The following is a 22,078-nucleotide window of genomic DNA, read 5'->3' on the forward strand; positions in this document are numbered from 1 at the left end:
ACCAAAAACAAAAAACTACATAATCAACGTCGTGGCGAATCACTACATTCGCTCTTTTGTTATGTGATTTTTTATTTCAAGTCCATTATACACTATCTTGGCCGATTTGCGAAGTTTCCTAGAAAGTAAAAAATCCCTCAGAAAAATACCGCTTTCTGGGGGAACTCTTTTTGCCGCAATACACATAGTTTCATTTCTCTGTTAACACTATCCTATGCCAAAAGTAAAAATATCAATAGTTTGTTATCTGCTTTATCTGACTTTACTTAGAACTTCCCAGTCTTCGCCGCTTCCTCAATTGAAACGATGAAAGGCTGGTTTACCAGGGGTGGGGTGTTTGTGCACTATGAGTGTGCAATTGTGCATTACTGATAGAAGTTCACAGCTATATAGAATTCATTTTAGATATCAATTCCAATAACGTAAATAGGTACTTGAATTGCACTTTTTATATGTGGTAAATACTTAATTACTTTTTCATAAGATAAACTTCCGTCCCACTTTAACCTATAATTACTTTTTAAGTATTTTTGCATTTTATTAGTTGTAACTATATATACACCAAAATCTATATTGTCTAAATTTGAATATGAAGCAATCTGCATTTTCAATAAATCAATTCCAATAAATGAGGCATGCCCAAATTGTACTTCAACACCAATTCTATCCTTTAAAAAATCCATTTTTGCATACGCAGCTTCTTCACTTGAAAATACAGGAGCCTGACGTTGCCAGCCTTTAGCAACAAATAATTCATCAAGTATTTTATTTAAATTAGGTCTGCTCAATATTGTTAGATCTTTACAGGCTTCTAAAATAACTTCTTCCATTTCAGTTTTTAAATTCAGTCTACCATTGAATACTTGTTCTGCGAATCTATAAGAATATTTAACTAATCTAACACTCATCTTTTCCCCCCTAATTAAATAATATATACCAACACTTATTGTAATTTCCGCTATATAAAATTATTCAGTTGTCTTCTTTGTAATAGTATAGCACAGAATTTAAAAAGTTTCACCAACTGTGAAAATTAAAGAAATCCCCTGTATCAAACACCGCACTAACCATAAATGGCTAGTGCGGTATTAAAATACTATATATGCAATTATTTAGAACTTTCCAGCCTTCGCCGCTTCCTCAATAGAAACAGGAAACCTTGATTTTTAGCCATTCTTTTATCAAAAGTATAGGAATATTCAAGAAGTAAACGACATTTCTACACCTTTTTATACACCGTTTCACCCTGTAGTACATTATTCGAATTATCAAGGATCTTTTCTCCATTTGAATCCTGAAGAGGGTCAAGAAACGAATATCGCTCCGGATAATCGGCAAATGCTGTTCCCACAATCTGCGTCCCGTCCGCTTTATGAGCCGTATAACCTCTTAGCAAAGCTTCCTCTGTTATAGTATCATCGGTCAGGTCTATGAGGGTCCTACCGCTGTAAACAACTTTATTTGTAGCCATTTAAGCCTCCCTCCTAGCCGATAGTTACCGTAGTACCTCCAGCGGGATTCTCGCTTTCGTTATATGGGATTGCTTTGACTGTAACCTGCGATAAGTAGTTATATCCTTCCTCAGAATCCGGAAGCACTGTCTGCTCCTTTGTAGAAGGTGTAACTGTCTTTGCCTGTGGTTTGGCATCTTCCGTACCTGACATAGAACCTTCTACACCAAGCAGAGTAATACCCTCTCGAATATTATCCGGAATGATTTTCTCTTTTTCTGCTGCCGAAATCCCAACTTTACCAGAACCATCGTGATGTCCCTGCGGAATGGTGTACTCTTCATCCTTTGAAGAAATTGTACCTGTCACAGCTCCGTTATTCTTCATGGTTCCCGTCAGTTTCTGACCTCGTACATACGCCGTCTTCCCCTGAAGGATTTCAGCAACAGCAGCCGTTGCATCGGATGAGTCTACATCAAACTCACAAGTACCTGTAATCGACTCACCCCCTTTGTCATGGGCGGTAAAACCGGAAAGAATCTTATCAGCGGTTACGGTATCTCCAGTCAGGTCGATCAACGTCCGTCCACCGTAGATTACTTTATTGATAGTCAATATTCTCCATCCTTTCTTTGAAAATAAAAAAAGAGAGCAGTTTACCGCAACTCCTCGTTGTTACTCATTTTTATTTGCCTGTTTAATAATCTGATTTACATAGGTACTGAGGCCAGCCATTAAAATTCCCTGAACAATTGCGGTAAATATAGCCAATGCAATCTCCTGACCGCTCCCTAAGGGACAAGTAGCCATAACCCAAATCCCGCAAAGAACGATGCCGCCGGCACCGAGAATCAATGGAATATACTTGTCCTTGATTGCCTGTGTCTGCTTCAGGCCCATGCCGCAGAAATACAGAACAATCGCTACAACGATTAACTCAGGCTGCACATAGTTCATAATCTGTTCCATCATTTTAATTCCTCCTACTGATTTTCTTGAATATAGGTTGATTTGTGAATGGGCAATTTATTGATCTCCTGCATGACTTTCTTAGCTGAGCCATTTCCACCCATCTCTTCATAAGGTTTATAGAGATAATCATGCAAATTTTCATATTCATCCTGCGTGATCCATCCCCGTTCGATGTAGGACATTCCCAGATAGATAATTCTATCGTGGGCAAGACCGATCAACATCTGCGTCCTCACATCTTTTTTCTCACTTTTCTTCTGGATATATGCCCAAAAACCAGAAGAAGCGACGACTGCACATACAATCGTCGCCGCCATTTGAAACCATGGTTCCATTCCAGCATCCTCCATGTCTATTCGATTTTATCGGTTATAATCATTCGCTTATCGACAATCTTAATCGACTTTTCAAATAAATTCTCAAAGAGACCTATTAAATTTTTCCGTTGTTCTTTAGACAAAAGCTTATAGAAGCCTCCCATCCAGCCTCGAAACATATTCTCTACGTTTTCATACGAAATCTCCCCATTCTTCACTTTGCCAGCGAGTTTCTTGAGCTTTCTTCGCATCGTAGTAACCCGCTTTGGGTTGATTCGTTTGATTACCCTTCCGGAATCTGTTAGTCTATATTTTATTTGCAGAAATTTATAAGTGCTGGAAATCTTCACAATTCGAGTTTTCTTCTTATTGATATGAATTCCGTACTCTTCTGCAATCCGATGAATATTATCAAGCAAATCAATCAGTTCTTCTTTGCTCGGATTCATGATGTACCAGTCGTCCATGTATCTTCCGTAGAACTTCTGGCTTCTTACATACTTGACGTAATTATCAATCCGATACGGATAATAAATCCCAATGACTTGTGATAGCTGGTCGCCGATATTTACCGATTTCTCCATCCATTTTTCGCCCGTCAGCTTGGATTCTGGAATATTCCTATACTCCAGCTTATTGAAGGTATCGGATATACAGTTGGCGTATTCCTCATCCGTCATATAAGAAACATCAATTTTGAATCCATCGAAAATCTGTGTCAGCAGCCAGTCAATAAATTCATCGTCATCAAACAGCTTTAAGAGTTCCCGTTTGGCAATCTCGTGAATGATATTGTCATAAAATTTGGAAAAATCTCCGAACAATATCCATCCTTCATTTCCATACAACCGATAGTATTTACGAAGATGAACTTCGAACCTGTCCCGCTGGTGGGAGATACCTCTTCCTTTAATCGAGGCGCAATTATCGTAGATAATATGCTTCTTCACTTCCGGAAGCAAGACTTCATCGCATAAGACGTGCCTAATAATGCGATCCCGAATTTGAATACTTGTAATAGGTCTTACTCGGCCTCTCTCAAACAACGTGAATTCCTGTGTCGGTCCATTTTGAAGGGTCCGATTCATCAGATCATCTTGAATGGAAAAGATATACCGAAGAAAATTCAGCATGAATTTCTGGGTAGTCTCCTTCCATTTGCTGGTTTTGACAGAAACCTTGTAAGCCCTATACAAGTTGTTGGCGTCACAGATAATCTCCTCATAGTTCATAAATCATTCACCGTGATAGCAATACTTACCGTAGTAAATTGCGTCCGGCTTTGCTATTTATCCGTTCGGAAAGGACAATGTCTCCTTCTCTGTTGGTTAGGCAGAGAATCCGGACGAACTCCATTAGAGTTCGAAGCGTTGTTGTAGTTCGTATTGCCATTGTTGTTCACATTAGCGAAATTAGCCGAAGAAACGACGCATAAATTAGACATTACCCTCTTAACTGTGACTTGATTCGGTTATCTCGTTGACGCCACTTCTTTATCAATCCGATTTCTCGGTCGATAGCTTTAACATAACGACTGTAGAGATTAACGTCCACTTCGAATATCTCAACGATTCGTTGCAGCTCTTTTAAAAGCTGCTCGCAGTTTACTATGGCTGTATTCTGATAATCTCTTCTTTGTTCATACTCGTGTAGCGTAGTTGGATAGATAGAGTTTGCTGCTCGAACATTACTGGTCAGCATAGAAGCCAACTGATCAATACGATTTTTGTAGTTCAGCATCAAATATCTATACCTTGAAAAATCTTCTGTCGCATCCTTTCCGTGAGCATATCTTACTCGGACAAGCTGATCCAAGTCTTTCACTCCGAAACTACGCTGCATGAAATCAATCAACATATCATGTAATTCGATGGAATATGTAATTGCTTCGAATTTAGATTCAGTCCGATCACTCACAAGAACACTCATGCATAATCCTTGTCTGTGATCTCTTTGAATTCTTCTTCCGTAATCCAGTTCTTTTTCACTGCATTCCGAACCCGTACTTCATTCCACATACCCAAATTGTAGTAGCGTTTTACCTTGTCGTAATTCTTGCTATGTTCCATAACTGTTTCCTCCTTTTATAGTTCGATTTCAGACATCATGGCAACATATTCGATATCTGACTGCATTTTAACAAAGGCCAGCTCTGTTTCTGGAACCTCCCGCAAGACAAACCAATACTTGTCATTGACCTTGGTAATCTGGACAAGTTCCATGTTCATGTGAACTTCATCCTTTTCTCCATCGTTGATTGTTACGATCGAACAATTTCCGTCAAAAACGGACTCATTGATTTCCGATGAAGATATAAAGTTATTACCGTTCAACCTCAAATTATCAAGAACAGTTTCATCGGACAGAGTAATCTTATAAATCTTATCCTCCATTTTGATTCACACCTTTCATTTAGATTTTTCTTTTTTTATAGCACAGATTGTTGTCACCTGTGTACGGTTTTCGTGGGGGCACAGGGCCCCTGGATTCAGACTAACCAATAGCGAAGACCGGACGAACCCCAAGAGAGTACGAAGCGCCGGTGCAGCCCGCAAGGCCACCGGCGTCCACATCAGCGAAATCAGCCGAAGAAACGATATCTCTGAGCCAGAACGTTGCACGATTTGAGATCATCTTCGGAACCACCGTAAACAAAGCAAGCTGCGTCTTTCCGATCGTATAACGGTTCACAACGACCGTACCATCTCCTGCCGGAGTAAAGACAAGGCTTCCGTACATCATAATTTCATTCGGAAGTTCCAGCGTAGAATCAAACCAAGCACCAGCCGAAGGATATCCATTCGAAACGGCGTTTGTCAGATATTCACGGTGGGTGAGAATCAAGTCACCAAAGGCACTCGCCGCCAACGTTTTCGCCTGCGCCAGATTCTTGGTGTACATTTTAGAACCAACATAGCCGCCGGTTGTGATGTTCGTCTCATTCATCTGTGCGTTGTAAAGAGGTTTATCCGGCATGATAACCAGATGGGGCGTGGTGAAAGCCGTATCGCCGCAATTATACCAGTAATCAAAATCTACGATTCTCCATGTATAGCTGCCGATAGACCAGTAATCTCCAAGGAAAAATCCTTTGAAGGTTCCGTTCTTGATATTTGCCTTCTGGTCGTCTGTAATAACGCTCCCCAGATTTTTTCCTCTGTAAATCATGCGGCGCTGCTCCTTCGGAACAAAAGCGTCCAGAATTGCAAAGAGTGCATCGTCCGCACCAATCGCTTTGTTCCCTGCTGCGGTGCCAATCAATAACTTATCATCCGCAGACAACGTATTGATTTGCGTAAGTTCCGACAGATTGACGCCGGAAATGAAATCCTGAGAACTGGTAAGCCCAATCAAGGATTTAATAAAATCAGTCACCATAATTGTTTTGGTTCCATTGTTACCATCAATCAAGACGATGTTGCTTTCATCTAGTGTCTGGACCTTCTGATAATCCGTAATTTTCATCTCGATATGTCCTCCTTTTACCTAATACAAAAAATAACGCGGCCATCAATTGGCTGTCCGTTGCTATCCAGAATTAAGGAGCTGGAATATGCACGCGCCACAATCGGGTCCACGTTACTATCAATGATAGTTCCTTCTGATGAATCGAGAAGATTATCGTAATTCTCGTATCCATTGTCATAAAGATTGTTGTATACGGTGAATTCCGTCCGAATCCCCTCTACAATTTCTTCAAGAATCGATGTCCTTTTTTGTAACTCTAATATCTGGTTTGCCAGATTTGCTTCTACATCCTTCGAAAGAGTATCCTTCAACTGCTGGAACCACTCATCAAACAATGCCTGAGCATTTTCTCTCCATGCAGCCATTTCAGATGTATTATTGTTTGTGTACTCGTTAAACCAGGTCGCCCATAACTGTTTCCAGTAAGCACTTGTTTCCTGCATATCTGCCGTTTGAGCAGCATACCAGTCGTTCCATTGTTTTTCCCATGCCAGATAAGATTTCTGGATTTCTTCCGTCTGGGTGCTGAACCATTTTGACCACTGGTCTTTCCAGAAAGCATTTGTCGCTTCCATATCAGATGTCTCTTTTTCATAAAATGCATCCCACTGGTCTTTCCACTGAGCAACCAAGGCGTCAATGGACATTTTCTCCAGTGGAGCTGTTACGAACGGACACTCCGATGTACCAACAGCATTGGTGATATTCGCCTGACGGATGGATGTAACGCCAGAATTTACCCGAATATAGGCCAATGGATACTGCCAACGGTCGGTCGTGCTAATCATTGTTGGTTTCGCTGGATTAGTAGCTGGCGTACCTTTGATGATTTTAATCGCATTTGCACGAACAGATTCACGAGCATCTACTTCCAAAACAACCACATCAATCCGATTTAGAATAACTTCCGATTGTGGTACAGTCAAAGGAAGCAAGGCGTCATTCAACGTCCATGTATGATTAAACCAAGCTCGACCAATTCCGACATTCACCATCATGCCAGTAGACTCTTTCACCATCATAGCAGTCCCAACATGCTGCAAAATGCCGTCACGTATGATCCCGTCAAAAATGCTTGACATTTGAATGGCATCGTATCTCCGATCTTTATTCTTTGAGTTATAGAACCCATAAGTGACACTCATTTTTCTTCACCCCTTTCCTGCTATTCTACGGTAACGAATGTCGGATACGAGTCGAGTCCTTCTTTGCTTTGAGAGCGAATGAATTCCGTTACCCGAGCTTTCCCCTCAATTCCGTATTCATTCACAATCTGTACCATATCTCCTAAGAAGAAATCCTCTCCATATCGGTACATCCTCGTTGTTTCAACCTTTCCTTCGAAAGATTTAGTTAAAACATTCTCTGCCAAGTTCTCCAAACCTCTTTGGGAAAGCTGCGCTTTATACTCAGCATCTGTCAGAGTTTCGTTATCTACGGTCGAAGAAACATCTCTGGCATCTGTGTAAAGTTCCCGTCGCTTCAAACCTGTTCCAGCTCCGGACGAGCAAGCCACGGTCGTAGTTCTCCGATCAGCCCCCTCTCCCTCTCCGGCAACCAAAGTGACTGTTTTCAAAGTTTTCTTTGATTCCAGATAATTGGTATTGATCACATTCTCAAATTTAGGAGAGAAAATGACATAGGGATTAGTAAACTGATCGTAGGAACGGTCTGTGCCGGCGTAGAGTTTAAAGACGAATTTGTTATCATCAGATAGTTTGATTCGGAAACCAATATTCTTAGAATCGCATAGCTTTTTTATAGCATCATACAGATTGTCTCCGGTAAACTGCGCGTCTACCGTCAGTCCAGTAATCGCTGGGTCTGTAGAAGCCTCGAATATCAGTCCTTCCACCTTTCGGGAAGCATCAGAAGGATTGATGATGTTCTCATCCAGCAGCTTTTTGATTCCATTTTGAAAGTTTCCGCTCAGAATCGTTTGCTTCCAAATGATGCGGCGTTCCAGAATGGATTCCAATGACCTTCCAGTGACCGTGAAGTGGTTTCCGTTTTCAGCATCAGACTCGATCTTTCTATCCTCGACAATCATAGTCTGGTCAGATTCTTTCAGCCAGAGATAGTAGTCATCTTTCAGGATTTCAAGAACAGAATCGTTGATGCTTGTATATACCTCAAAATCTCCATAGGCGGAAAACCGCTCCGTCCATATCAATGACTCAAAGGTATCAAGCACAGAAAGCATTTTCAGAGAAGTATCCAGAACAATCAATTCCATAACTATGCCCCCTCAAACGCCGTTCTGTTTTCAATCTTAAACTGCACGTTGGTTGTTCCTTCTTCAACCACATAAGCGAAAATATTATCGCCTTTTGATAGCTGAAACCAATCGGAATCTTTGTCAAGGCAGTTTAAAATATTAGTGTAGATACCGTTTCGAAGAAGCGTGATTGATTTATCCCCTTTGATTGTTGAGATAATGATTTCATCGCCAGCAACCATTCCAGAACCAGTTAGCTGCTTTAATTTATCAGTATCAATACGCATTACCTCTCTCGTCCCGGTATTGTAAATCGTGATGTTTCTCACATTTCCAATGGCATGGATGGTAATCACAACCCCGATCTCGGCATCACCGGAGTAATATACCGTCTGCTCGGTTTCATTCTTAATCTCGCCAAATTCAATCAAGGACTCGGTTAAAGATTCATTCGAAAAAGCGAACTCAAACAGAGGTTCCACTCCATAGAAGATAGTGGTATTAGTTCCATCCGGACCAGCAGAATAAAAATAAGGATCAGGACACACGATTGAAATCTGCGTCGTCTCATCGCTGCTGAAAATATCTGGTTCATTTGATTCCACATAACCATAAGTCTCACAAATACGATTATCAGTCTCTATGAGAAGTGTTACTTTCTTCTTTATCGGAAAGTATTTGTAGGAGTCATGTCTTGTGTCTTCAATCTGAGGATTAAACATCAGTTTCAGAGACATAACGATATTTCTGGAATTTACTCTTGCCGAGTTATACAGCGATCCGTCATTCGTAGAGATTTCGGTCGTGTTAATATCTGCCTTGCTCGGTCCCAATCCGCTGATAGATTGAACAGCGAACCCGGATTCCTCCGGGAACGCTAATTCAAATCTTTTTGATTCGCCCAAGTAATTAGTTACAGTTACTGCTCTAATCATGTGTTACCCACCAGCCCTTTCATCGCCGAAAATTGATTCTTTGTCTGCCGATAAATATCAATTCTCGACAGAGCTTTAGGCGAATAATTATTTTGCGTGAATTGATAGGTATTTCCCGTAGGAGAACTTTCTCCATTTTGAACTTCCATTTCAGAAACACGATCATTCATCCCAGTGCTGACAGATAATGCCTGATTTCTGCTAAACAAAGTATTCAGCCTTCCGGTCCCTGCTTCTACAGCGGATAGGTCAAGAACCGGTCGAATGGTGGGCTGAACATCCATGTCTGCATCTACATAGTCTGCAATCTTGGAAATGATGTCATTCAGTCCATCGATAGAAGATCTGGCAATTTCCCGTCCAGCCTTTCCAGCCTTGGAAACATTGTCAATCAACGCATTTATGAAGCCGACTCCTGCAAAGTTACCGATTCCATAAAAGCGTTTAGAAGGAGAATGCTCGTCCAATTCGTCTTCCGCTGCTTCAGCGGCTGCGGCTGCCATAGCTCTTGCTTTTGCTTCTGCTTTCCAGGTATTTTCGCTGATACCATCACAGAAACCATCGACCAAGTATGAACCGGCAGATTTGAACTGACTATAATAGTCTTTGATGGCAGTTACAGAGCCACTCAGCGTAGTTGTAAAAGCTGTTCGGAGTTCACTATCTTTGCTTCTCACACCGGCGATAAACTTAACCATGCACTCTCTACCAGTCGAGGTAAACTCCGCATATTTATTTTTAATCACCGTAAGACAAGCGCTGATAATGTTTGTAAACGCCAGCCTCGCACTACTGTCCTGCGATCTGACGCCGGCAATAAGCTTCACCATCGTCTGGGTTCCAGTTGACGTAAATTCCCCGTACTTATTTCGTATTGCAGTCAAACAACCGCTAACGATATTGGTAAAGGTTGTTCTGGAAGAACTATCCTGAGACCGTACACCGGCGATAAACTTAACCATAAGTGTAGAGCCACTGGTTTGGAACTCTCCCTGTTTCCCATTGATTGCCGTCAGCACAGCCTGAACCAGCGTAGTGAATGTCGTTGTCAGTTCGGATTTCTTCGCATTTGCGCCATTGATGAAGGATGACAACATACTTGAAGCTGCGGCTGTTACTTTCGATTCTGCATTATTGAATGCATTGATAAATCCGGTTACACCGGTTTCGCCAAGCGTTGTCAACGCAGAGCTGAAGGAAGTCATACCGCTTGTATCCAGACCAACCATCCCATTTGCCATACTGACAAGCCGGTTTGTCTGGGTAATCACTCCGGACAACAACGTCGTATCAATACCACTGATGCTGTTGTAATAATTACTGAAATGAGAACCGAACGAAGCCATATCGCTACCGAAGCTGGAAAGTGTCATATCATCGGAGAACCATCCGCCTTCTTTTGGAAGACTTTTCTGAAGCTCAACAATGGATGTAGCAGCATTAGTTGTAGTGGTAACGATGTTCGCATCCACATCTTTCATATAGTCGGAATATTGTGCGAAGCTCTTACCAAAGGAGACCAAACTTGTGCCAAAAGCAGCAATATCATTGTCTCCGGTAAACCAACTCACCAATCCACCTGTATTCGGTAACGTATTCGCCAACTCAACCACTGCTTTGCCAGCCGTTGCGGAGTTCGTAACGGCCTCCACATCAATGCCCGCAATCGCATCAGAGTAGGATTTCATCGCTCTGCCAAATGGCACCAACTTCTCCCCGAACGTGTCCATGTCGTTCTCTCCGGTAAAGAAGCCCACGACACCGCCACTGTTGGGAACAGTATTTGCCAATTCGATTAAAGCCTTTCCCGCAGTAGCAGATTCCACGATTACATTCGCATCCAAACCTCTTACCGCCTGAGAGAACAGCATCATCGCCTCGCCGAACGGTACAAGCTGCTCGCCAAACGCATCCATATCATTTTCGCCAGCAAAGAAACCTACCACGCCTCCAGAATTCGGAATTGTGGTTGCCATTTCAGCCATAGCCTTTCCTGCGGTAGCAGCATTCGTTACGGTATCTGCATCTAGTCCTCTTACGGCATTTGCAAACCCCATCATTGCTTCGCCAAATGGAATAAGCTGGGCGCCGAAAGCACTCATATCGTTCTCACCCGTAAAGAAGCCGATGACTCCTCCGGAATTCGGAAGGGTTGCCACCATCTCCGCAAGTGTCCTTCCCGCCGTAGCCGCATTTGCCACCAATTCCCCGTCCATACCAGCAATGGCAATAGAGAAATCTCGCATCGCTTCACCAAATGGAACGAGTTGAGTAGCAAAGTCGCTCAGAGAAGATCCTCCTGTAATCCAGGAAGTCAATCCGTTCAAAATATCGGCAGCGGTCAGAATAAGAATTGTTTCTGCCAATGCTTTTACGCCATCCAGCATAGAAGGATTAAGCTGTGTAGCACCTTCGATAAATGGCTGCACATTCGTCATAAACGCAGAAAGATCTGAACCAATTTGAGGGAATTGACTTGAAACTCCAGACATGAAACCGCCGACAATTCCGCCAACAAATTGACCGATAGCCGTACCAATTCCCTGCAATAGATTTCCGCCCTCACCGATAAGCCATTCCAATCCCGGAATCTGAGCCAAGGCACCGACAGCCGCCAGAACCAATGCCAACTCTGCAATGACTGCTCCCATCCCGAGAACGCCAAGCATGGCTCCTGGTACCAACGATGCCACTGCACTAAGAGCAAGCATGATTGCTGAAAGCAAACCAATTCCAGCGATTCCTTTGATGAGTACATTTACGTCAATACCACTCAAAGCATCGATTACGCCATCAAAGAAAGCCATCAGCAGCTCCACACCGGCTACAATCAGTTCTGGCAATTTTGTCGTGATAGCCTGGATAATTCCGATCAGAATATCGAATAACTGCTCTACGATGATCGGCGTATGCTCAACCAGAGCCGAAAGCACACTGTCAACCAAGACAAATAGTCCGTCCACGACTGCTGGAACAGCCGTAACCAAAGCCTCAACTGCTGCAAGTACCAATACTGTAAATGCCTCGGCAATAGCCGGTCCCCCATTTGCAATTACTCCTGCGAGAGAAAGGATTCCTTCGCCTATCGCTTCAAACAGCAATGGAATCAGACTGAGAATACTGGATACCGCCACTACAAGGGATGCCGCTCCCGCTGCTCCGGATACTGCCAGAGCAGAAAGTCCAGTGGAAAATGCGAGAATACCAGCACCTGCGGCCAGACATCCTACTCCCAATACGGCAATAGCGGCTGAAAGTCCTAAAATAGCCGGAGTCAATGGTCCTAATGCCACTCCTGCAACACCGAGAACGGTGAAAGAGCCGGCCAGTGCCACCAACCCTTTGGCGATGCTCTCCCAAGACATATTCCCCAATGACTTGAGAACCGGGGTAAATATCGCCAATGCAGAGGACACGGTAAGAACCGCTGCCGCACCCGGAAGTGCAGTTTTCATTGCGTTGAGTGCCACAACAAGAATGGTCATGGAACCTGCAAGGGTTACCAGTCCTCTGGCAATTTCATCCCAAGACATTCCGCCCATATTTCGAACTGCTTCGCCAATAATGAGTAATGCTGCACCGACCTCCACCATTCCAGTCGCTTTCGACATCATTCCTTTTGGAAGTAGATTCATCGCAACCGTTACAGCAGCCATAGAACCAGCCATTGTGGTAAGACCTCGTCCAATCTCCCCCCATGTCAAGTTCCCCATCTTTTCCACTGCTTCCCCAAACACGAGCATAGCCGCCCCAAGAATTGTCATTGCTGTAGCGGTAGAAATCACATGCTTCGCATTGGCTGTCACTTTGGTGAATACCGCCAGTTCGGTAAGAACCACCGCAACCGCAGATAATCCCTTCAAAAGAGTGGAAATATCCAAAGCACCAAATGCTCCAACCGCATTCGCCAGAATATTGATGGACGCCGCAAGAAGAACCAAACCAGTTCCTTTCAGAACACCCATCCCATCCAAATCCGTAGCTTTCAGGAACAACGCCAGTTCGGTGCAAAGAACGCCGACTCCAATCAGACCTTTCGCCAAAGAGCCTACATCCAACGCTCCCAAATCTTCAACTGCTCCTACAAGCACTCGAATCGCTGCTGCAAATACTACTAAACCAGCAGAACCTTTTATCAACCCCTTCGATGTTTTGGAAAGAGCTGTCGCAGATGCTACCAGAATAGCGGATAACCCGGCAACGCCAACCAATCCTTTCAGAAGCTCATCCCAATCCAAACCGGATAATTTCTGAACTGCGCCTGCAAGAATAAGAACAGCGGTAGACATCCCAATCATCGCAATGGTCAACTGTCCCATTCCTTTGATTGCCGCTCCGTTCATTATCTTTTCAAAGATGGCCATTGAACCAAGCAGTTCGACGAACAGAACACTCAAAGCTCCCAAGGACGCATTCAGCTTTTCGGAATCAACCAGGGATAACGCCACAATCGCTGCGGTCAGGATTGCCATAGCTCCGGCAATCTTCAGAAGAGTGCCAGCTTTCAGACTTGACTGCCATGCTTCAAGACTCCCCTTAACTCCATCCAAAATATCTTTGAATGAACCAAGAATTCCGCCGCCGTTTTCGGTGATTTCCGATAGAGAGTCAATAAACTTTTTCACCCCGATTAGAATTGCAGAAAACAATCCGGTATTGATTAAATCCAAAATTGGGTCAAAACTTGCGGTATCAAATGCTGTGAGAATTGCTTCCCCAAGGTTTCCAAACGCATTTGCGACAATGGAACCCAGCTTCAATAAAACAGGCGCTGCCTTCTCGACAATCCCAATAATTCCTTCAAATGCCTTCTTTACCAGTTCGCCTAATTTTACAAACGGTTCAAACCGAGTCTGTACCTTATCCGCAAAATTATCGAGACCACTGGTATCAACATTCGCAAACTCGCTGAACGCATCGGCAACTGTTTTTACAAAAGTCTTTATTCCATCCGCAATTGGTTTCAGGAAATTCCCGATTCCTTCGATAGCTTTGTTAAAGGCATCGGACGATTTAATAGCTTCATCGATACTAACAATGAAATCTCCAATGCTGGCCGTAAACCCGAGAATTCCATCTCCGGCCGGAGCCACATAACCAATCAGATCTGCAAATCCACCAACAAGCGCTTTGACACCTTGAAGTCCAATATCAAATAAAGCGAATACCCCTTTGAATGTTCTCTTCAGGTTATTCGCTGTTTCTTCGCCCATTTTGAATTTTTCGGTAAGTTCCTGTAATCCTACAGTGAGATTGTAAAGCTGTTCTCCGGTCATCGGCGGAAAGACTTCTCTAAACGCTTCTTTAACTGGCTTTATAATGCTTAAAACACCCTCGAAAGCATTCCTTACCGCTTCAATCAACGCAGTTCGTCCGCCAAGATCTTTCCAATCCTGCAACATCTTATTTCTCGCTTCGGCAGAAGCATTTACCATGTTGCCAAGGGCGTTGCTAACCTCAGTTAAAAGTTCTTTTGCCTCTTCGAAATCACCAATGATGATTTCCCAACTCTGAGTCCAACCAGACTGAACCGATTCTTTCAGGGTGTCCCATAACTGCGTGAATGTCTTTACCTTGGTAGCTGCATCCAATGCTGTCTGAGCCAGTTTTGTAATCTCTTTAGCTTGTTCTTCGGTATATCCCTGAGCGATAAGATCTGCTTCTGAGTAAGCTCCAGACAACTGTGTCAGAGTTTCGGTCAACACCTCTGTTGTCAGCCATCCACCTTCGGTCAGAGAAGCTCTGAATGAACCATACTGTTCAATCATCGCATCCATGTTGGTTCCGAAATGTTCTGCGGTTCGAGTTAAGGCGTCTTGAAATAGCTGACCGCCCATTCCCGCATTTACAACGGAATTCCAGTCTTGCAAACTAACCTTGCCCGCTGCAATCGCCTGCGAAAGCTGATACATAGCGGTACTGGCCTGATAAGCATTAGAACCCGAAGCTGCTGCTAAGTTGGCAATACCTTTGATTGATGTTACTGATTTATCCAAGTCAACACCGGCAGCTGTGAAAGTGCCAATGTTACGGGTCATTTCCGTAAAATTGTAAATCGTCTGATCAGCGTATTTGTTCAACTCATCAAGAGCAGCATTTACCTGGTCAATGGTTGTCCCCTTGCTCTGTGTATTAGCAAGAATGGTCTGAACTGCATTGATCTGTGTTTCATACTCCTGAAATCCAGTCTTAATTGGATCGATTGTCAGTGCAGAAACAATATTTTTACCAGCATTTAACGCTGAATTTGTGATGTTCGCCAGAGCCGTAACTGCCATGACTTCCAACGCCGAAAACCGCATCTTTACGGTTTCGACCGCATTGGAAAGCGGAGTCATATTGCAATTTTTTGCTGCGGCATTAACGTCATCCAATCCTTTGGAGGCACCTTTTAAGTTTAAGCTTTTTTCGAGCTTTTCAATTGAAGATATACTGGTCTGAACATTCTGCTCAAACTGTTTGTTATCGAATCGCATTTCAACGACTCTTTCATCAATCGTCTTACTCATAGCTTAGTAACCTCCTTCCATGCGTTATTTGCAATTTCGTCAAAAATAGGCTGGATAGCAGGATTGATGTAATCTCGCCCCTGTACCCAGCCGCCGTTTCGAGTTCCGTGTCCATACTGCAAAATAACAGCGATTGGAACTCCATTTTGAACATTCGAATTATGAAATGAAATTGTAACCGAACCTTTTCGATTCTCAATTTCGTAATACCAGGAATTCGCCGTCTCCCCAGAATCCACTGGTGTTGCAGACGCAAGGGCGGCTACTCCCTCTTTACCAAACTTGTCCAGGTCTCCGATGTGAACCGCTTCTTTTGCTCTCTCCAGAAAGCGTGTCAACTTGGAGAAGTCACCCTTTTGTCTGAAACTTATCATCGTGCGTCCTCTTTAAATTCGAGTTGCGTAATCCAGTGAGATCCATCCTGCTCCGGATTTCAACTTACCCCATCCAGCATCAGAACCAGCACCGGTTTTAACCTCGACGATGGTGTAGACTCCTTTCGGACAGAAACCATTGGTTCCGTAATTCGTTCCAGGACCTTTACGGATATACAGATCGGAAATGTCCACCTGAACCAGAAAATTTCCAGAAGGCTTCTCTACTGATCCACCAGAATCAGAAGAAGCTGCGCCTTTATAGGTACAGTAAGCTTCATGAACGCTGATCCATCCTGCTCCGGATTTCAACCTACCCCAGTAACCGTTCTGAATTTCGGTAATCGTGTAAGTACCTCGGTCAGTAATCATCCCATTGGTTCCGTAATTCGTCCCAGGGCCTTTGCGAATATTCAAATCACCGATGTTGACTTTGTAAAGTCCAGTTTTGTAGGTTTTCTGGACGCTGTCAGTCGTACTTCCGCCAAGCTGAGCAGTTACCCGATTTGCAAGATTCCCCAGCCTGGAATACAGCCAATCCCCAGGACAAGATTTGTTGGTAAACCACCGATGAACCGTAAGGATCATCTCGTTTGATTTGGGACTGTAGTTCAGAGATTTGTCCTTGTCGCCAAACCAAAGGAGTTTTGTCTTACCATTTCTCCGGCAGATATCAACGCACAGAGCAACCAACTTTTCATATACCGCATTTGTCATGGCATACGGATCGGTCATATCACTGGCACACTCAATCGTCACAGCCCGCTGGTCATTCGCGTTACTGGAAGAGCACCAGCTTCTGTTTGCCTCATCCACGCAAAGAACCACACGTCCGTCACTACCAATTCCATAGTTGCAAGAAGCCTGTACGTTACTACTGTCAAAACAGCCCCCAATAGATTCTGCTGAAAGCTGACCGACTACACAATGCGGAGTGATCCGGTCAATTGAATGCGTCCTAGCTCCGCTATGGTTTGGACTTTTTACTGTACAATTCACCAAGCTGCTATTACTCATAGTAATCACCCTTTCGTATTCCACTTCTTTTTGCGGGCCGCATTTAATGCCGCATTCCGTTTCATAATTTCTCTGCGGCTATGTTTCTTCGGCGGCCTGCTCTTCACATCGCATACTCTTATCAAAGTGAACAGTTTATTGAGATGCCATTTCTGACATTCAAATGGAATGTTTAAAGCTATCATCCAGTAATAAACGAGTTCTGCCGTAATCTGCTCTCTGCTCCCCTGCGTTTTTTTCTCCTCGAAAAACCGGGTGGCGGTCATAGGAAGAGCAATATACCGATTGACCTCATTGATATTGCTGTTCGTCAGATAGTTATAAACTTCCGGGTTCACGTTCTGTGTAAGAGTCATACATTTTACATAATCGATGGTTTCTTCCAAAGTTTTTTCCTGCTTCGTCAGAAACGGCTTATTCCATCTCGATTCCCATTTTGAAAGAGAAACAAGAGAATGCTCCAATTGCAAGGTCTGAGCCTTTGTGTAAACAAACTCTTGCTTCACCTCCTCCCAGAATTCCGTGGATGGTATTGTGATTCGGAGCATCTCTCACCTCTCCTTTAATTCTGAGTGTTTGCTGCGATTGCAGGAACTGTGGCAGAATTGCCGATGTTCATCACCGCATTCACAAAGTCTGCTGCTGCCTTGTCATTCGTAACCAGTTCCTCAAAGAGAACCTCATAAGCAGGAGATTCCATAAAGGATCTGGAAATCTCCTCAGACTTCATAAAGCGACGGCCATCTTCACTCTTGACACCGTAAGCTTTCGTAATGAGATCTTCAAAGAATTCCATAATCTGGCCGCCATCAGCACCGGCGCCAATACTCTTGAGCTGTACATCATAGCCACCCTTCACGCTTGTCTGCATCTTGACAATTTCCGGCTTTGACAGGTGGAAATAGAAATCCTCTTTTCTTTCGACACCATTCAGATCGATATAGGGAATGGTTTTCTTCAGCATAATTTTTTCTCCTTTCAAATAAAAAGAAGCCCCGCACATTGAATACGAGGCTTCCTATACGTTATTCTTCAACATAACCATTGACATACTTCAGAGTGCCTGTCACTTCATCATCAGCAACAACCACCTCACTCTGCAATTCATTCACTGCTTTTCCAAATAAAACAGCCTCTCCGTCTTCAGGCTTAACAGAAAGGCTCATTAAGGGAGGTCTTCAGCAGCCAGAAGCTCAATCACTTCATCAGGAAACGGCAGTCTGGGATCAACGCCATCGTTACCCTCTGGAGTAGTCGGGTCTTTACCATACAGGATTTCTTCCAGAGCTGCCAGCTTCTTCGCATCAATCTTAGTAGAATCCAGTGTAAGGATTGCGGTAGGTTTCAGCTTCTTACCATCGATTATCTTCGCAATCTCCGCCGGAGTCGTGCTGAATTCCCAGGACAGAGCGATTGCCTCCGGGCTGTCATTCACAGTGGTATAGCCTTTCTCAGAAACAGAGGCAAGGCAATTATAAACAAGATGCAGCTTATAACCATAGTCATTGGAATCTACATCATTGCCAAGAATAGTGCGATAAGAAAGTCCAAACTGCTTCCTGCTCTGCTGGCCTGCAAAGACACCAGGAGCGACTTCAACGGAACCGTCACACTCCGCAAATTCATCCGGAGAAGTATAAGCCTCAATCGTTCCGCCGAAATCCTCTGCGGACATCAGGTTCAGATACTTGATGTTATCCGCATAGATCGGGGAGGGCTCCGCCCCGGAAGGGCTCTCTGTCACCGCGCTCAGACCGTTCCAAGCAACACCTTTGTTATACTGTCCACCAGTCTGAATCGGGTAGAGAACACCATGATCAACACCAGTTTCGTAGAGGCGTTCCCCAACTTTATCCCAAATAAGCTTACTCATTGAATTATTCCTCCAATCTTAGAAATACACATTAAAAATGTAGTGATTCAGGTTATCTTTTTTGAAATGCCGGTCAAACCGGCTCATCGGTAAATTCGTTACTTTCTGCACCAAGGATGTATCCGGATCTTTATCAATAACGGTAACGGCATATCTTCGATTAGATAAATATACCCCGTCGTTTGCATATGTCTTGTCTACATCATCAAGGCTATATACAATAGCGGGGTAATTCATCTTAATAGATTCCGGAGGCTGAAAATAACATCGGCACTGTTCACCTTCTATCGGGCAAGATAAAATCTCGCACAACAGTTTATGAAACAGGATTCGTCGATCAGTCATTATACACACCTCCTACCGTCAGAATCAGACGCGGATACTGTACTTCAACACTGGAAATCTTCCACTTCGCTCCCATGAACTCGACATACCGCATTGCGTGAAAATTCTGATAAGCAAAAGGATCGGCCACGATGCTGATCTCATTGGAAATGTTGATATCGTCATTGAGTTTATTGGAAGTCTGATACCGACTGGTATTCCGAATCAAATCGCCGAAATACTCTCGCTCAGTAATTTCCCCGTCCCAAACACCCGGACGAACGTCCTTTGATATTGCATAGCCGATTTTCCCAAAAAACTTTGCCATTTTGAATTCTCTCCTTTACTCTGTCTCCAAAGTCAATCCAATAAGCCCATAAGTCTTCGTAGTGGAATTTTCTCCATTGTCTACCGTCACCTTAATGCTCTGAGTATCCTTATTCTTAATAAGGAGTACAATGTTCATGTCGTCATCAAGCGTAACCGGTCCTTTGGTACCACCTACGAGTTCAACGGTCGCAACTGCATCTTTGGAATCAGCATCAACTTTCAAAGCAAGATAGTTTCCTTCCTGCTCAGAAGTATTACTGCTAAATCCCGTGTATCCAGTAACATGCTTCAATGTACCGGTAATCTCAGACTCTCTGATAGCAATATTCTCCTGTAACGAATTTACCGTTTTCCCGAACAGATTGGCTTCTCCATCTTCGGGACTAACGGAGAAGCTGATTAAGGGTTTACCGTTACGTCCTCTTCAATCGCAATGGCGGAGTACACTCTGGTCAGAGCGCCGGAGCATCTGGTTTCCAGAAGGGACTTCTCCTGGTTAAAGTCGATATCAAACTGCGTGAAGTGAGTAACTTCGCCGCCTTTCGTAGCACCCAGAGAGTAGTCATTCAGGTTCGTGATGATGGCAAGCAGCTTCTTGGTCTTGCTGTCGTCCGTCTTACGAGTCTTGCCTTCGAACTGCTCGGCCGTATGGATTTCCCCAACATTCAGAGCAGAAGCCAGCTCTGATTTAGAGCTATAAATGCGGCGGCCGTTCATATCACGAGCCAGGAGCATTACATTGAGCATGTGAGGAGTGATGTACATATCGGGAGTGCCAGTACCCTTATAATCCTCTCTTGCATACAAAACCGCATTGATCATTGCTTCAGCGTAAATATAGTTCTCGCCAAAGTTCACGCCGGTATTAGTACCCTGAAGTTCCTTTTTTGCGGCGGCAACATCCAAATCTGCATGAATGGTATACAGGTCATCATCGGTCCAGATAGGTCTGATCTTATCCGGATCGATCTTACCCTCATCACCATCATCACGACCGTCCCCCAGCATCATCGCAATAGCCAGCTCTTCATTGAGCATCAGGCGGTCGATGTCATACAGATACTTTACATAATCGAAATCCGTGATATCGACAATGTCGTCGCGATGCAGAGCATTCTTCACATAAACGGTCTGCGGATCGGTGGTTCTGCGTACCAACTTGAAATTTCCGGCCTGCTTCTTCTCTTTTCCTTTCTTGTAGCCCCTGGCGCGAAGTGTATCAATACCGCGAATATCGGTCTGGCTGGTTCTGATTCTGGAAATCGGGCTCTTATGTACTTTCTTCATCACATTAGTAATCCAGCCCTGGTCATTGGTAATGAGTTCGGGAGCCCCCGGACGCACTTCCTGATATTCCGGGAACAGACTCGTCACATTTCCGTCGCCGGTCTGAACAAATCCGCCGCTGACAGCATCATGCTGAAGACCGTTCTGCTCCGCATAAAGCTGAAGCGCTGTCTGGAAAGTACCAACCTGGCTGGTCTTCGCCGCCTTGATGATGTCTTCCTGTGCGGAATGCGTCAGAAAGCCACCGGTTTCGTTTTTCTTATCGTTGTCAAACACATTATGCTTCATCTCGGTATTTCCTCCTTTAGAATCGTCATCATTTTTATCTTCAGGCTTATCGGTTTCCCCAATAGCCTGTCCGATCATTGCATAAACCACATTTTTCTGCTTTTCATTGAGGGTATTAAATACCTGCTCAATTGTCTCGTCAACTTCCTCAGGTTTTTCTTCAGAAGTCTTATCTTCCTTAGATTTGGATTTCTCCTCCGTCTTCTTTTCCTCGGATTTGTCATCCTCCTCGGCGGAATGATAAATCATAATGTTCTCGTCATATCCAATAATGGTACGGTCTTCTGAAGTCTCACCGTGAGCCATAACAGAATCAATGAAAGCTCCCGGATTAGCTCCAGCCAGAACAAGGCTCAGTTCGTAGATAACGCCATGCATCACATTCGCTCCGGCCTGTTTAAGCTGACCGGCACAAATAGAAAGTGAACGAACATCTCCGTGCTTAACTAGCTTCTTCGCTGCCTGTCCGGATTCACTGTCATTGAAACTACAGTAGGCATAAACGCCCTCATCACGATTTTCCAGTACCCCATGACCGAGTACACGATTGGGATCGGAATGATTATGTCCCCAAATTAGTGGAACAGTTTGTCCATTCTGGTTCTTAAACGCATCCCTTTTGATGGTACGGCCATCGGTGCAAAGAAGATCGTTTCTAGTGGCCCAACCACTAAAATCGTATTTCTCCATTTTGAAAATCACTCCTTCTATCAGT

The 22,078-nt window shown here is 43.9% G+C and carries 24 protein-coding genes; all 24 read right to left on the reverse strand.

What is annotated here, in order from left to right; translation table 11 throughout:
• Window positions 1–401: 401 nt before the first annotated feature.
• Window positions 402–908, reverse strand: a complete 507-nt coding sequence (locus NE473_RS12180; protein WP_006774558.1) for a BglII/BstYI family type II restriction endonuclease — start codon at window positions 906–908, stop codon at window positions 402–404.
• 311 nt (window positions 909–1,219) lie between these two features.
• A complete protein-coding gene (locus NE473_RS12185) occupies window positions 1,220–1,471 on the reverse strand; it encodes a hypothetical protein (RefSeq protein ID WP_055649105.1) in 252 nt (83 codons plus the stop codon).
• Window positions 1,472–1,484: 13 nt separating this feature from the next.
• Window positions 1,485–2,066, reverse strand: coding sequence for a hypothetical protein (locus NE473_RS12190; RefSeq protein WP_055649104.1), 582 nt, complete (start codon window positions 2,064–2,066; stop codon window positions 1,485–1,487).
• A gap of 60 nt (window positions 2,067–2,126) precedes the next feature.
• Window positions 2,127–2,423 (reverse strand): phage holin family protein, encoded by a 297-nt coding sequence (locus NE473_RS12195; protein WP_055649103.1) that lies wholly within the window; start codon window positions 2,421–2,423, stop codon window positions 2,127–2,129.
• Window positions 2,424–2,434: 11 nt separating this feature from the next.
• Window positions 2,435–2,758, reverse strand: a complete 324-nt coding sequence (locus NE473_RS12200) for a hypothetical protein (RefSeq protein WP_055649102.1) — start codon at window positions 2,756–2,758, stop codon at window positions 2,435–2,437.
• 17 nt (window positions 2,759–2,775) lie between these two features.
• Entirely contained in the window at window positions 2,776–3,972 is a 1,197-nt protein-coding gene (locus tag NE473_RS12205; protein ID WP_055649101.1) for a reverse transcriptase domain-containing protein, read from the reverse strand.
• Window positions 3,973–4,183: 211 nt separating this feature from the next.
• A complete protein-coding gene (locus tag NE473_RS12210) occupies window positions 4,184–4,657 on the reverse strand; it encodes a hypothetical protein (protein ID WP_242866055.1) in 474 nt (157 codons plus the stop codon).
• An 8-nt stretch (window positions 4,658–4,665) separates the two neighbouring features.
• Window positions 4,666–4,809 (reverse strand): XkdX family protein, encoded by a 144-nt coding sequence (locus NE473_RS12215; protein ID WP_007868693.1) that lies wholly within the window; start codon window positions 4,807–4,809, stop codon window positions 4,666–4,668.
• Window positions 4,810–4,824: 15 nt separating this feature from the next.
• Window positions 4,825–5,133 (reverse strand): hypothetical protein, encoded by a 309-nt coding sequence (locus tag NE473_RS12220; RefSeq protein ID WP_007868694.1) that lies wholly within the window; start codon window positions 5,131–5,133, stop codon window positions 4,825–4,827.
• Between the two features lie 100 nt (window positions 5,134–5,233).
• Window positions 5,234–6,205 (reverse strand): hypothetical protein, encoded by a 972-nt coding sequence (locus NE473_RS12225; RefSeq protein WP_256265266.1) that lies wholly within the window; start codon window positions 6,203–6,205, stop codon window positions 5,234–5,236.
• Between the two features lie 17 nt (window positions 6,206–6,222).
• Window positions 6,223–7,353, reverse strand: a complete 1,131-nt coding sequence (locus NE473_RS12230; protein ID WP_055649099.1) for a hypothetical protein — start codon at window positions 7,351–7,353, stop codon at window positions 6,223–6,225.
• Between the two features lie 20 nt (window positions 7,354–7,373).
• Entirely contained in the window at window positions 7,374–8,444 is a 1,071-nt protein-coding gene (locus NE473_RS12235; protein WP_007868697.1) for a siphovirus ReqiPepy6 Gp37-like family protein, read from the reverse strand.
• Between the two features lie 2 nt (window positions 8,445–8,446).
• Window positions 8,447–9,361 (reverse strand): phage distal tail protein, encoded by a 915-nt coding sequence (locus NE473_RS12240; protein ID WP_007868698.1) that lies wholly within the window; start codon window positions 9,359–9,361, stop codon window positions 8,447–8,449.
• Window positions 9,358–15,870, reverse strand: a complete 6,513-nt coding sequence (locus NE473_RS12245) for a tape measure protein (protein WP_256265267.1) — start codon at window positions 15,868–15,870, stop codon at window positions 9,358–9,360. The genes NE473_RS12240 and NE473_RS12245 overlap by 4 nt, the downstream gene beginning before the upstream one ends.
• Window positions 15,867–16,244 carry an HK97 gp10 family phage protein gene (locus NE473_RS12250; protein WP_006780988.1) on the reverse strand — a complete coding sequence of 126 codons (378 nt, stop codon included), beginning with the start codon at window positions 16,242–16,244 and terminating at the stop codon, window positions 15,867–15,869. The genes NE473_RS12245 and NE473_RS12250 overlap by 4 nt, the downstream gene beginning before the upstream one ends.
• A 12-nt stretch (window positions 16,245–16,256) precedes the next feature.
• The gene (locus NE473_RS12255) at window positions 16,257–17,261 is read right to left on the reverse strand and encodes an N-acetylmuramoyl-L-alanine amidase (protein ID WP_256265268.1); all 1,005 of its coding nucleotides are present in this window, start codon (window positions 17,259–17,261) and stop codon (window positions 16,257–16,259) included.
• Window positions 17,262–17,266: 5 nt separating this feature from the next.
• Window positions 17,267–17,809 carry a hypothetical protein gene (locus NE473_RS12260; RefSeq protein ID WP_007868710.1) on the reverse strand — a complete coding sequence of 181 codons (543 nt, stop codon included), beginning with the start codon at window positions 17,807–17,809 and terminating at the stop codon, window positions 17,267–17,269.
• A gap of 14 nt (window positions 17,810–17,823) precedes the next feature.
• Complete coding sequence (locus NE473_RS12265; RefSeq protein WP_007868712.1) at window positions 17,824–18,225, reverse strand: hypothetical protein; 402 nt, start codon at window positions 18,223–18,225, stop codon at window positions 17,824–17,826.
• A 61-nt stretch (window positions 18,226–18,286) separates the two neighbouring features.
• Window positions 18,287–18,427 carry a hypothetical protein gene (locus NE473_RS12270; RefSeq protein WP_007868714.1) on the reverse strand — a complete coding sequence of 47 codons (141 nt, stop codon included), beginning with the start codon at window positions 18,425–18,427 and terminating at the stop codon, window positions 18,287–18,289.
• On the reverse strand, window positions 18,427–19,134 hold the full coding sequence (locus tag NE473_RS12275; RefSeq protein WP_007868716.1) for a hypothetical protein: 708 nt from the start codon (window positions 19,132–19,134) through the stop codon (window positions 18,427–18,429). Before NE473_RS12275 ends, NE473_RS12270 begins: the two co-directional genes overlap by 1 nt.
• An 18-nt stretch (window positions 19,135–19,152) precedes the next feature.
• Entirely contained in the window at window positions 19,153–19,479 is a 327-nt protein-coding gene (locus NE473_RS12280) for a hypothetical protein (protein ID WP_006780994.1), read from the reverse strand.
• Window positions 19,472–19,786, reverse strand: a complete 315-nt coding sequence (locus NE473_RS12285; RefSeq protein ID WP_007868718.1) for a DUF7253 family protein — start codon at window positions 19,784–19,786, stop codon at window positions 19,472–19,474. Before NE473_RS12285 ends, NE473_RS12280 begins: the two co-directional genes overlap by 8 nt.
• A 15-nt stretch (window positions 19,787–19,801) precedes the next feature.
• Window positions 19,802–20,011, reverse strand: coding sequence for a hypothetical protein (locus NE473_RS12290; RefSeq protein ID WP_007868720.1), 210 nt, complete (start codon window positions 20,009–20,011; stop codon window positions 19,802–19,804).
• 176 nt (window positions 20,012–20,187) lie between these two features.
• On the reverse strand, window positions 20,188–22,053 hold the full coding sequence (locus tag NE473_RS12295) for an HK97 family phage prohead protease (RefSeq protein WP_007868722.1): 1,866 nt from the start codon (window positions 22,051–22,053) through the stop codon (window positions 20,188–20,190).
• Window positions 22,054–22,078: the final 25 nt, after the last annotated feature.

It is taken from the genome of Hungatella sp. SL.1.14, assembly GCF_024460495.1.
In the GTDB taxonomy this organism is placed as follows: Bacteria; Bacillota; Clostridia; order Lachnospirales; family Lachnospiraceae; genus Hungatella; species Hungatella hathewayi.